14 protein-coding genes and 1 other annotated feature are annotated in these 12,698 nt (G+C 41.8%); all 14 genes read right to left on the reverse strand.

Annotation, left to right across the window (positions count from 1 at the left end; translation table 11 throughout):
- Positions 1-7: 7 nt before the first annotated feature.
- The 14 genes from B9Y67_RS18875 to B9Y67_RS18940 all read right to left on the reverse strand — a co-directional run bounded on the left by B9Y67_RS18875 (position 8) and on the right by B9Y67_RS18940 (position 12,613).
- On the reverse strand, positions 8-637 hold the full coding sequence (locus tag B9Y67_RS18875; RefSeq protein WP_085508903.1) for a helix-turn-helix transcriptional regulator: 630 nt from the start codon (positions 635-637) through the stop codon (positions 8-10).
- A gap of 82 nt (positions 638-719) precedes the next feature.
- Complete coding sequence (gene glyS / locus B9Y67_RS18880; RefSeq protein ID WP_085508904.1) at positions 720-2,804, reverse strand: glycine--tRNA ligase subunit beta; 2,085 nt, start codon at positions 2,802-2,804, stop codon at positions 720-722.
- Positions 2,797-3,687 (reverse strand): glycine--tRNA ligase subunit alpha, encoded by an 891-nt coding sequence (gene glyQ / locus B9Y67_RS18885; protein WP_085508905.1) that lies wholly within the window; start codon positions 3,685-3,687, stop codon positions 2,797-2,799. Before glyQ ends, glyS begins: the two co-directional genes overlap by 8 nt.
- 103 nt (positions 3,688-3,790) lie before the next feature.
- Positions 3,791-3,962 (reverse strand) — a binding site (T-box leader).
- 41 nt (positions 3,963-4,003) lie between these two features.
- Positions 4,004-4,765, reverse strand: a complete 762-nt coding sequence (gene recO / locus B9Y67_RS18890; protein ID WP_369668775.1) for a DNA repair protein RecO — start codon at positions 4,763-4,765, stop codon at positions 4,004-4,006.
- An 11-nt stretch (positions 4,766-4,776) separates the two neighbouring features.
- Positions 4,777-4,920, reverse strand: a complete 144-nt coding sequence (locus B9Y67_RS18895) for a YqzL family protein (RefSeq protein WP_082412086.1) — start codon at positions 4,918-4,920, stop codon at positions 4,777-4,779.
- 102 nt (positions 4,921-5,022) lie between these two features.
- Positions 5,023-5,928, reverse strand: a complete 906-nt coding sequence (gene era / locus B9Y67_RS18900; RefSeq protein WP_085508907.1) for a GTPase Era — start codon at positions 5,926-5,928, stop codon at positions 5,023-5,025.
- A 115-nt stretch (positions 5,929-6,043) separates the two neighbouring features.
- Positions 6,044-6,421, reverse strand: a complete 378-nt coding sequence (locus B9Y67_RS18905) for a diacylglycerol kinase family protein (RefSeq protein WP_085508908.1) — start codon at positions 6,419-6,421, stop codon at positions 6,044-6,046.
- The gene (ybeY, locus tag B9Y67_RS18910; protein ID WP_085509242.1) at positions 6,396-6,863 is read right to left on the reverse strand and encodes an rRNA maturation RNase YbeY; all 468 of its coding nucleotides are present in this window, start codon (positions 6,861-6,863) and stop codon (positions 6,396-6,398) included. Before ybeY ends, B9Y67_RS18905 begins: the two co-directional genes overlap by 26 nt.
- Before the next feature lie 290 nt (positions 6,864-7,153).
- The gene (locus B9Y67_RS18915; RefSeq protein WP_085508909.1) at positions 7,154-8,131 is read right to left on the reverse strand and encodes a PhoH family protein; all 978 of its coding nucleotides are present in this window, start codon (positions 8,129-8,131) and stop codon (positions 7,154-7,156) included.
- 2 nt (positions 8,132-8,133) lie between these two features.
- Positions 8,134-9,318: a sporulation protein YqfD gene (gene yqfD / locus B9Y67_RS18920; protein WP_085508910.1), complete on the reverse strand. Its 1,185-nt coding sequence runs from the start codon at positions 9,316-9,318 to the stop codon at positions 8,134-8,136.
- 28 nt (positions 9,319-9,346) lie between these two features.
- A complete protein-coding gene (gene yqfC, locus B9Y67_RS18925; protein WP_085508911.1) occupies positions 9,347-9,628 on the reverse strand; it encodes a sporulation protein YqfC in 282 nt (93 codons plus the stop codon).
- A 71-nt stretch (positions 9,629-9,699) separates the two neighbouring features.
- Entirely contained in the window at positions 9,700-10,230 is a 531-nt protein-coding gene (locus tag B9Y67_RS18930; protein ID WP_085508912.1) for a hypothetical protein, read from the reverse strand.
- A 29-nt stretch (positions 10,231-10,259) separates the two neighbouring features.
- Complete coding sequence (gene floA / locus B9Y67_RS18935; RefSeq protein WP_085508913.1) at positions 10,260-11,255, reverse strand: flotillin-like protein FloA; 996 nt, start codon at positions 11,253-11,255, stop codon at positions 10,260-10,262.
- On the reverse strand, positions 11,252-12,613 hold the full coding sequence (locus B9Y67_RS18940; RefSeq protein ID WP_085508914.1) for an NfeD family protein: 1,362 nt from the start codon (positions 12,611-12,613) through the stop codon (positions 11,252-11,254). The genes floA and B9Y67_RS18940 overlap by 4 nt, the downstream gene beginning before the upstream one ends.
- Between the last annotated feature and the right edge of the window lie 85 nt (positions 12,614-12,698).

A 12,698-nucleotide genomic window follows, 5' to 3' on the forward strand; every position in this document is an offset into this window, starting at 1 on the left:
GGAAAGCTTATAAATGTTCGTCACGCCCTAGTTCAACTAATGCTTTGGTCATATTTGTTTTTGTGATCCGACCGATGACTTCCAGCCCATCATCCACATCTTTTACGATAGGCAAACCATCAATTTGTTTGTCAATCAATTTTTGGGCGGCATCAAGCAATAGATCATCCTTCCGGCACACGGTAATATTCGGCATACGCGTCATAATAATATGAACCGGTATGGAATTAAGATCCTGGTTTCCTATACTCGCTCTTAATAAGTCTTTTCTTGATAATACTCCTAAAAGCATGGACTTATTATCGACTACAAATAAAGTACCCACATCTTCAAGGAACATGGTGCAAATGGCGTCATAAACGGATACATCCTCTTCCACCACAATCGGTATTGATTGGTATTCATGCACCTTGAATTTTTTAAGTTTTTCCGTCAATAATTCTGAACCGGTTTTACCTGTAAAGAAATAGCCAACTCTCGGACGAGCATCTAAAAAACCTGCCATCGTCAAAATAGCTAAATCAGGTCTGAGAGTTGCTCTGGTCAATTCCAATTGATCTGCTATATTTTCCCCTGTTATAGGTCCATGCTCTTTTACTATTTCAATAATTTGTTCTTGTCTGCTGGAAAGCTCCATTCTTTCATCACCCCGATCACTGACTGTGACATACTATTCAACTATTATAGCTCATTTTTCCTAGCGGGTAAAAGAAGGTGCCTTAGTATTGTTGTTTCCATTGGACAGCATTCAAATCAGCAAACGCGTATATTTCCGTGGCTATCAGATTCAATAGCCCTAAACGATTTTCCTTTATTTTCGCATCTTCAGCCATCACCATCGTATGATCAAAGAAATTATGAATCGGATCAGCAAGCATCCCTAACGCGTTCAATGCTTGTACTGCATCATGCCGGGCTAACGAAGCAGCATACTCCTGCTTAACATCCAGATAGGTGTTGTACAGTGTTTGCTCGGTTTCGTTCTCAAAAAGCTCCGTATCAACTTCCATCACATTTGTTTTCTTAGCCAAATTTAACACGCGGCCTAACGCTTCGTGGGTCGGTTTGAAACTTTCATCATTACGCTTAGATGCCAGCAGCTTCGCCTTTCCTTTGGTAAACGGTACATGTTTAATTCCATTCGCAAGTACCGCCTCTACAATATCAGGCTCTACTCCTTCTTCTTTAAGAAGGTAACTTGCCCGGATATGGAAGAACTCATTAAGATCCTGTACGACTTCTTCCTCTGACCGATTTGGCAGACCAAGGCTGATATAGAGTTTAACTGCTGAGTTCACGAGAGTTTCCAATTGAATATCCCAAGCTTCTTTATCTAACATTTGCAGGATGCCGATTGCTGATCTGCGCAGACCGTATGGATCCTGAGAGCCTGAAGGAATGATACCAATCGAAAAACACCCGACAATCGTATCCAGTTTATCAGCGATACTTACGACAGTACCTGGGATAGAGTTTGGCAATTCTCCGTTAGCATGTCGAGGCATATAATGCTCATTGATAGCCTGGGCTACTTCCTCGTCCTCTCCAAATATCCTTGCATATTTCTCTCCCATAATACCTTGTAATTCAGGAAATTCACCCACCATATGAGTGACAAGGTCAAATTTGCTTATTTCAGCCGTACGCAGCACTTGCTTTTTAATAGCGGGCTGCAACTTCAAATGGTCGCTGAGCGCATCAGAAAGCTTGACCGTACGTTGAACTTTATCTGCTATCGTTCCTAAATCCTCCTGGAAAACCATTCGTGCTAATTTGTCGAGGCTTTGTTCTATGGAAGCTTTTTGATCTTCCTCATAGAAAAAACGAGCATCAGCCAGTCTTGCATTCAATACTTTTTCATTGCCCCGCGCTACATTATCCAAATGTTTGTCGTCACCATTTCTTACAGCAACGAAAAACGGCAGTAATTCTCCCGTCTTCGCTCGAACAGGGAAATAGCGTTGATGCTCTTTCATGGAAGTTATTAAAGCTTCTTCTGGCACAATAAGAAAATCTTCGCTGTACTCTCCATAAAAAACAGTTGGATACTCAACCAGGTGTGTTACTTCATTGAGTAAATCTTCATCTACAAGGATATTCCAGTTTTTTTCTTGTGCCAGCTTTTCTATTTGCGTGGCAATCATTTCTTTCCTCATAGCAACATCGACGATGACATATTGATCTTGCAATAGCCTTTCATATTGATCCGCATGCGTTACTTCAACCTTATCACCGAGGAATCGATGACCGAATGTGCTCTTGCCAGTGTGGACATCCTCAATGGAAAATGGAATCACTTCATCATTATAGAGGGCTGCCAGCCAGCGGATTGGGCGGACATAGCGCAGTTGCCTGCTTCCCCAGCGCATATTCTTAGGAAAGTTCAAAGAAAGTATAATGTCACTAAATTGACTAACCAAATTCTTTGTGGACTCTCCTTCCGTATATTTATTGACATGAACGTATTCCGTCCCTTTTATTTCTTTAAAATAAATATCATCCACACTTTTACCTTGTCCTTTAGTGAAGCCAATTGCAGCTTTTGTCCAATTGCCCTCCTCATCTATTGCTATCTTTTTTGCTGGGCCTTTGGCTTCTTCTTCGATGTCCGGTTGTTTATCTGCCAGCCCTTCAACTTTAACAGACAGACGTCGCGGTGTAGCCATCGTTGCAATAGTGTCATAAGGAAGACGTAAATCGTCCAGCCATTGCTTTGTTTTTTCTTCTAATTGAGCCAGTGCATCATCAATAAAGCGAGCTGGCAGTTCTTCTAATCCGACCTCGAATAGCACGGTATTACTCATGAGACGCATCCTCCTTATCTTTCAACATAGGAAAGCCTATCCGTTCACGTTCTTCTACATAAGTTTTAGCAATTTTACGTGCCAGATTTCTGACACGAGCAATATAACCGGTACGCTCTGTTACCGAAATTACTCCTTTAGCATCTAATAAATTGAACGTATGGGAGCACTTAAGAACATAATCATAAGCCGGGAATACAAGGCCAAGCTCCATCGCACGTTCGGCTTCTTTTTCATATACGCTGAACAAGTTAAATAGCATATCACTGTCAGACGATTCAAAAGTGTACTTGGAATGTTCATATTCTGGTTGCGAAAATATATCCCCGACAGTTACACCATTCGTCCATTCAAGCTCGAAAACATTTTCTTTATCCTGGATATAGGAAGCTAATCGCTCTAACCCATAAGTTATTTCTGCAGAGACTGGTTTCGCTTCAAGTCCGCCTATTTGCTGGAAATAGGTGAACTGGGTAATTTCCATTCCATCCAGCCATACTTCCCAGCCTAAACCAGCGGCACCAAGCGTCGGATTTTCCCAGTTATCTTCCACAAATCTGATATCATGCTTCAACGGATCTATTCCTAAAGCTTTAAGAGAATCTAAGTATAATTCCTGGATATTGTCAGGAGAAGGCTTCATGATTACCTGGAATTGGTGATGCTGGTATAGCCGGTTCGGGTTTTCCCCATACCTGCCATCCGCAGGCCTTCGTGAAGGTTCTACATAGGCGACGTTCCAGGGCTCTGGACCAAGACTGCGTAATAACGTCATAGGAGACATTGTTCCCGCTCCCTTTTCTACATCATAAGCCTGCATTAACAGGCATCCTTGGTTTGACCAATGCTTTTGTAATGTCAGTATCATATCTTGTATATTCATATTTTCTTCCCTCCAGTAGATGAATGTCTTTTCCCAAAACAAAATACAAGCACTTTGTCCATTAGACATTAAAAAAATCTCGTCCCTATGTCACTGTCCATGACATAGGGACGAGATTTTCCCGCGGTTCCACCCTATTTGCTTCCTGTCTCCCAGGAAGCCGCTTTGAAAGCTGCTCAGGAATGCCTTCCCTATCTCTTCAACACCTGTCTCACACTATCACAGGCTCGCTTAAGTCCAGGGGAATAGGTACTACTTTCCTTCAACGCACAAGTTTAATTGGTAATAGCATCATACTTGATAGCTTACTACTTTGTCAATCTTCTGGTTTAAAAAGGTCCAGCTGCTTCAGGAATTTCTTTGACTTGATATAATAACCACCATAATAATCATAATAGGCATCCATCAGCTGCCGTATTTTGCGCTTATTCTCTTCTTTTATTGTGATATTACCTACACGTGCAACATCTACATTGGCAAATAAACGGAGTAAACTTGCCATTTTTTCGGTAAGTCCGTATGCTTCCGGGTCCATATGTTTACAGCGGAAACATAAAAAGCCCCCTTCTTTTACAGAAAAGGAGAAGGGGCCATTTTCGTGGCTGCAATTTACACAAACATCAAGCTGAGGAGCGAACCCTGCTTTTTTGTATAATTTAAGTTCATACATCATTGTCAATATTTCCGGATCCTTATCTTCTGTAATCCAAATCAACGTCTGAAGAAATTGTTGGAACAAAAATGGATCCGGCTGCTTATCTTCCACCATTTTATCTGTCATTTCTGCCAAATAAGCTGCATAAGCTGTTTTGATAATATCTTCACGTACTCCCCGCAGTGAGGAAATGACTTCTCCCTGGCTGAGAGAACCGAGATTTCGTCCTGTTTGTACCAAATAATGCCCGTGTATAAAAGGCTGGGTAATAGAAGCCATCCTGCTTTTAGGCTTCTTTGCTCCTTTAGCCATGATACCGAATTTCCCTTTTTCCCTGGAAAAAAGAGTAACGATTTTGTGAGTTTCCCCATAATCTTTTGTTCGTAGGACGATTCCCTCGACTTTTTCAAACAATGCTGTCACCTTTTCTAATTCTACATATTGGATTCAGTTCCAGAAACCGTTTCACTTTCCTGAGGCTCTTCTTCGTTTAACGCTTGCTTTTCCATCTCTTTCATGAGTAAGTAGGTTTCTATGTTTCCTGTTTGACTAAAAACTTTCCATGGCAAGTCGACCACAAGAAACACCGCCTTTCAAGTTAGTTATTCATTCATAAATAACGTCACATTCTTAGGATGCTCCCAACAAGCTTAAGCATGAATATTAAATTTTACCAGAACTTAATATTCATCATCTTTGTAGCCATACTCATTCAACTGAAGCTGACGGTTGCGCCAATCTTTCTGTACCTTCACCCACAAATCCAGGAAAACTTTTGTACCTAATAATGCCTCAATATCTTCCCTGGCCCGTTGTCCTATTTCCTTCAGCATCTTGCCTTGTTTCCCGATGATAATACCTTTTTGAGAAGGGCGTTCAATAATAAGCGTAGCCTGGATATACACCGTTTCTGATTGTTCACGATGTTCTATTCCATCAATCACCACCGCAATAGAATGAGGAACTTCTTCTCTAGTCAGATGGAGTGCTTTTTCCCGAATCATCTCGCTGATAATAAACCTTTCCGGATGATCGGTAATCTGATCCTCAGGATAATATTGCGGTCCTTCCGGCAGCTGCTGCTTTAATACATCTAATAAATGAGTGACATTGTTCCCTTCTAATGCCGAAATAGGAATGATTTCTTTGAAGTCATACATTTCGCGGTATTGATCGATCAACGGCAATAGATCATCAGGGTGTACCTTGTCAATTTTATTAATAATTAGAAATACAGGCTTATCTACTTTATCCAGGCGATCGATGATGAATTGGTCACCCCGGCCATAACCTTCTTCTGCGTTGATCATGAACATGATAGCATCTACTTCATTCAACGATTGTTCAGCGACTTTTACCATGAAATCCCCTAGCTTGTGCTTAGGTTTATGAATGCCAGGTGTATCGATAAATACGATTTGGGCATCTTCCTCTGTCCATACGCCCTGTATTTTGTTTCTTGTTGTTTGTGGCTTATCGCTCATTATGGCAATCTTCTGGCCGATGACACGGTTCATGAACGTAGACTTTCCAACATTCGGCCTGCCAATAATTGCAATAAAACCTGACTTGAATGATTTCTCCATAAATTATCCTCCGTTTGTGAATGAGGTGTAGTGTAATAACTATTTTACTATAGATGGATTGTATTTACATGTACTCGACAAAAGCTTTCAATCTTTTTCGCTCAAGCGCGCTTTTTCAGAAAAACGCCACTAGTTTCGGAATGAAAATTATTAATCCGATAATCACCGATAATAATGCTGCTATCAATACTGCTCCGGCCGCTATATCCTTTACCATACCGACAGCTGGGTGGATATCCGGTGATAAATGGTCCATTGCTTTTTCTAAACTGGTGTTTACCATTTCCATAGTCAAAACCAGCCCAATTACTAATAAAACAATTGCCCATTCAACCCGTGAAAGTTGCATAATCATGGAACATAACAGGACGATAGCAGCGATAATCAAATGATACTTCATATTCCGTTCTGTCTTTGTAACTGTAAGTATCCCTCTCCAAGCGTATTTAAACCCTATACCTCTTTTTTTATTCCCGTTCCAACCCGAACTCATTTAAAATATCCTCTTGTCTTTGGAACATTTTCTTTTCATCTGTTTCCTCCATATGGTCGTACCCTAATAAATGTAAAAAACCATGCAAGGCTAAGAAGCCTAGTTCACGTTCCAGGGAATGGCCATATTCTTGCGCCTGTTCCTTTGCTTTATCAACAGATATCACAATATCACCGAGAACTACCGGGATTTCTTCACCGATCACCCGTACCTCACCTTCTCCTTCTTCTTGCATGGCAAAGGAAATGACATCGGTCGGTGCGTCCTTTTGGCGATAGTTACGGTTTAATATTTGAATTTCTTTGTTATCGACAAAATTCACGGAGATTTCAGCTTCATTTTGGACTTTTTCCTTTTCCCCAGCAAAGCGCAGCAAACGCTGGATCATATCGATATGGCCTTCGTCTATGGTATTTGTTTCATCATGAAAGTCAATTTGGATCATTGGTCCGCCTCCTTAATAACGAGTTATCACTTAATTTATATTGTGTCCGCCCCACTAATTCTTATTGGTTTATTCTTTAACATGTTCCGCTTTTCCAAAACCATTAAACCTCTGATGATGTGTTGTTGGATAGAATTGAATAGCTATACGCATCAGCATTTATCCTACCATAGAAAAACTTGGCTTGTCGCCAAGTAATTCTGGCGAAAGCCTTAGTTTTTTATACTTTAGCCTTTTAACAAAGTTTACTTTTTTAAAGTATAAAATAAGACCCTTGCATCCGGGTCTTATTTGTCTTCCTTCTTCTCTTTATCTTTCTCATAAGCATCAATAATTCGTTGTACTAATGGATGACGGATAACATCTGTCTGATCAAGATGGATAAATGAGGATCCTTTAATCCCTCTTAAACGCAATTCTGCTTCACGAAGCCCTGACCTTACCCCTTTAGGCAGGTCAACCTGTGTAATATCCCCTGTGATAACCATTTTTGAACCAAAGCCGAGTCTGGTCAAGAACATTTTCATCTGTTCAGGAGTAGTATTTTGCGCTTCGTCCAAAATAGCAAACGCATCATCCAGCGTGCGTCCACGCATATAGGCAAGAGGGGCAATTTCAATTGTTCCCCTCTCAATAAGACGAGCGGTATGTTCAGTCCCTAATACATCATGCAGTGAGTCATAGAGAGGACGGAGATAAGGATCTACCTTCTCTTTCAAATCACCTGGCAGAAAGCCAAGGCTTTCCCCAGCTTCTACAGCCGGCCGGGTTAATATTATCCGCTTAACCTGCCCATTTTTCAGGGCATTGACCGCCATAACGACAGCTAAATAAGTTTTACCTGTTCCAGCGGGGCCGATCCCAAACACTAAATCATTATTACGGATGGCTGATACGTAGCCGCGTTGCCCCAATGTCTTAACACGAATCGATTTACCTTTTGCATTTCGGGTGATTTCGTCTTCAAATAAGGCCTCGAACTGGTTGATTTTTCCTTTTTTGGCCAGCTCCACAGCATAGACAACATCCCGTTCAGTTATCGTCAAACCTTTTCTGATTAGTGCCAGTAAAGAAAGCAATACTTCTTCCACAAGCTTAGTCTTATCTCCACGGCCCGAGGCGCTTACATGCTCCCCGCGGGAAATTATAGAAACCTGAAGCTGTTCCTCAATCTGTTTAAGGTTTCGATCTTCTGTTCCAAATAATGCTAATGCTTCTGATGGGTTATCTAGTTGTATATCAATCGTTTTTAAGTCTTCCTGCATATTCAATCTCCTTGATTCACATTCTTTGTCTTTGCTATATCTTCATGAACTTTCATAAAAAGGATTAATTTTACTTTACCATTGTCCACACTTCGGTGCAAAATATTTTCTTCCGTAATTTCAGAACCCTCAGGAAGTTTTTTGAGCAAACCTCTTTTCCCCTGCTCTTTTGCTATTTGCGCTGCTTCTTCCTCGGTTCTGTCATACTTCATGCGAGACAGCTCAAAGTACGTTGATTTTTTCCAGTAGAAAGGGAAGGTCTTAGAAAATATGCTCAGCTGATGATAATCTTCTTCTTTTTTCTTGAACTTGTAGTCTATTTTACCCCAGCCCCATACAGGAAATTCAAAACCCGCGATATTGATATGGTATTGATTTTCAAACTCTCCTGTAGCTGTTTGTATATTCTCTTGTTGGCTTGCGGTAACTTCTACGCGATACCATGTTTCAGCGACAACTTGTCCTTCTGCCCGGACAAGACTTTTATCATTTTCATCCAGTTGGGCAGATGCTAACAAATCGCCTTTTTCCACATAGTCGTTAACCTCAACCATCGGCTTACCTTGTGAGATATAAATGTAATGAATCATGCCTTTTTTCGCCGCCACCAAATCTGCCGGCTGCCTTGCTTCCTCTTTTTCTACTAATGTCTTTTCAACTCCATGAAAAATATATGCGGTGCCCTTCTTCTCCACACCGATCCAAAGCAGTTCCGGTATATCATCCAGAAGCTTCTGCTGTAAAGTGCCATTATCATCAAGTCTGAAAGAAACAGCTCCTGGCTGCACCCCGTACCCCTTTAATTGCTTTTCCACTTTTTTCTCCAGTTCTTTTGGCAGTCCTTCGATATGAACGGACCAAACTAAATTGGAAACAAAAACAAGAAGCATGATGGTTAACAGTAACGCAAACCATAATGGCTTCTGAGCTACAAAATTACTCCACAAATAAGGGATTCCTTGTCCGCGTTTCAAACGAATTTTATACCTTGTCCTTTTTCTGATCCTCTTCACTTCTGTGAGGTCATCCAGATAAATGTTTGCCTGAAGCTGATGCTCCGACAATTTCTTTGCATTCCAAATAACCACCCCTTCTCTGGCACAAAGGTTGATAAACTGTTCCGGATATGTACCCTGGATGATTAGTGTGACGTATCCCTTTATGAACTTACCTTGTAAAGGTTTCATCTTAAAAGGCCTCCTTTCAAGGAACAAATTATTGATCCGTAAATAAAATTGAATGCATCTTTCCTTCTACCAGTATTTCTTCCGATAACATCATTTTTAAAACGAATCCTTCACCAGTCAGACGGATTTGTCCTTTCCTCGATTTCAGTCTGATTTCATGCTCAGAAAAATGGAGCAGTCCCTGATGGTTTTCTATATAAACATGGAAATCCCCGATTGTAGTGACTCTTGGCAAATCCAACATGACATCAGAAGGAAGTTCCAAGTAATTGGCCATCCAGCCACGGATCTGTTGTTGCCATTTTTTCATGTAACGACCTCCCCCTCCTCTATATATACGAAAAACGCACGGATTGTATCACTACAATCCGTGCGTTCTTATCAATAATTATTTCGTTTTGAAAATGTACGATGCGGTTTATGCGCTCGGGGGGGGCCCAATATCTCGGCCATCATGACACTTTCAGCAATCTTCTTTCGATTCAAATTGCTTTTAATCGAAAGAGAAGGTGCTGCTTTCTCACCATACTGCGCCGGTTTCGTACGTTCCATTTGCCCTGGGAGGGCATCATGGATTTTCCGGTTTGGTGTTTCATAAGTGAAAGAGCCGGTGTCTTGTCTATCACTGATATTTCGTTCAGAAATATCTTTGATTTGTCTTTTCTTTTCTTCGTAATATTTTTCAACCCTATTTTCGGCTGGCATTTTCTGTTGAGAGCGCTCAGTTCTTTCCATCCGCTCCATTCCAGGCTTTGCTGGGCGTGCAGGCGTTTGCTTCTGCTGGGGGGCCGGCCGTTTCGGCCGCTCCTCCTCCTGCTCTGCATTCATCCGATTCAACCAACTGATAATACCGCCAATAAAAATAGCGACCAGAAAAATATTATTCAGTAGAAAATTAATGAAATTTTCCATGGGATAGCCTCCTTACACCACGGAGGTGATTATTTTTCTTCGTCTTCACCATGGTCTTCCTTAGAAAGTTTTCCTAAAGTATCACGCATATCTGTATCAGCATTTATATTACGGTAGTTCATGTAGTCCATGACGCCCATCTTACCTGAACGCAGGGCTTCAGCAAGTGCCTGAGGTACTTCAGCTTCTGCTTCCACAACTTTCGCTTGCATTTCTTGCACTCTGGCACGCATCTCTTGTTCTTGAGCAATCGCCATAGCACGGCGTTCTTCGGCTTTCGCCTGAGCGATATTCTTATCAGCTTCAGCCTGATCTGTCTGCAGGATAGCACCAATGTTTTTACCGATATCGATATCTGCAATATCAATGGATAAAATCTCAAAAGCAGTCCCCGCATCTAAACCTTTTGACAATACATTCTGGGAAATACGGTCCGGGTTTTCCAGAACTTTATTATGGTTTTCGGAGCTACCAATTGTGGAGACAATTCCTTCACCTACACGGGCGATGACTGTGTCTTCCCCCGCACCACCGACTAAACGGTCGATGTTGGCACGTACTGTAATACGTGCTTTTGCTTTTACTTCAATCCCATCCATTGCAACACCTGCAATGAATGGAGTTTCAATCACTTTCGGATTGACACTCATTTGCACAGCTTCCAATACATCACGACCGGCCAGGTCTATCGCGGCACAGCGTTCAAAACTAAGCTCTATATTAGCTCGCTGAGCAGCAATTAAAGCATTGACCACACGGTCCACATTACCACCTGCCAGGTAATGGCTCTCTAACTGGTTGGTATCTACGTTAACACCAGCTTTATGAGCTTTAATCAACGGATTGATTACCCTGGATGGGATTACCCGACGAAGCCGCATTCCTACGAGTGTGAAAATACTGATACGGACACCTGCTGCCAGTGCGCTGATCCACAGCATAACTGGTATAAAAGTGAATAGAATGGCAAGCACGATGATGATAAGACCAACAATGATAATTGGCATTAATTCTTGTAACGTCATTCTTTTTCCTCCTTCATGGTTTCTTTATTAATTTCACGCACAACGATGCGTGAGCCTTCTGTTTTTATGACCTTCACAGGTTGACCAGCCGGTAAAAACCTGCCTTCTGACACCACGTCTAAACGTTCCTCATCAAATACAGCAGTCCCGGAAGGACGCAGCGGCGTCAATGTTTCGCCTTTTAACCCAATCAACTCTAATCGGTTGGTGGAGGAGACAAAGCCTTTGTCAGTGGTAGTGGCGTCTTGTAAAATGATATGTCTAAAAAATCCTCTTTCCAGTCCAAGGTATTTGAACAGGATAACGGAAGCAATAATTGCTACCAGAATTGCAATCCCGATACTCATAGCCATATGACCGGTATCAGCTCCGGAAAGCATCAATGAGGATACGATGGCAACAGCCCCCGCAATCCCTGCAATTCCACCAGGTAAGAAAAACTCAGCGATTATTAGTATAAGACCAAGCACAAGCAAAATGATCGCTTCGTAACCCGCCAGACCAGCTATGATATGCCCATAGAAAAACAATACGAGAGATAAGAGCCCCATGGTCCCCGGGATTCCAAATCCAGGAGAATACAATTCAACAATCAACCCTAAACTGGCAACGGATAGCAGTATCGGCACGACAACAGGATCTGTTAAAAACCGCGCAATATTCTCTGCTAATGATGGTTCAGTCTCCACTATTTCAGCTCCGGTCAGATCTAATTCGCTAAGGAGCTCTGTCCGGTGCCTGACTATTCCCTCAGCATATCCTACTTCTTCAGCTGTATTTGGACCAAGCGTGAGAAACTCACCCTCAGGGGCATTATAATCCGGGAGGTCGACTGATGGATCAGCCATCGCTTCTGCATACAGAGGATCGCGACCGTTTGATTCAGCTGCAGCCGTCATGGCGGCAATCCAAGCAGACTGGGCTTTTTTGTCAGCCGCATTTCCATCACCAGTGATAACCCCTGAAGCTCCCATAGTAGCGTTCGGCTTCATATAAATTTCGTCCGAATTAAGCGCTATGTAGGAGCCAGCCGACAAAGCTTGTGTAGTAATAAATGCTGCATTAGGAATATTTAAATCCTGAAATAATTCTCCTATGGCGTTAGCAGAATCCACCCTGCCGCCAGGAGTAGCAATTTCAAAGATAATATAATCCGCATCAGCATCTTCCGCTTCCGAAATAGCTCTTCTTAAAAACGCTTCCATCCCACGTTCTACATTATCTTTCACAGGAATGATATATACAAGTTTCCCTTCCCCGCTCTCGGCATATGCTTTAGTGGAATCCTCATGTAAAACATGCACCAAGCCTGACAACAGCAGGGCAATTATTAATAAATAGCGAGAGATTCGAAACATTCAGGTCCCCCCTTTCAAACCGAATCATACTATATGTACGTTTTACTCAGCAGCAAGGTTTCATACAAATTTATAATTTGTTATG

Source organism: Thalassobacillus devorans (assembly GCF_900176565.1).
Classification (GTDB): domain Bacteria; phylum Bacillota; class Bacilli; order Bacillales; family Halobacillaceae; genus Thalassobacillus; species Thalassobacillus devorans_A.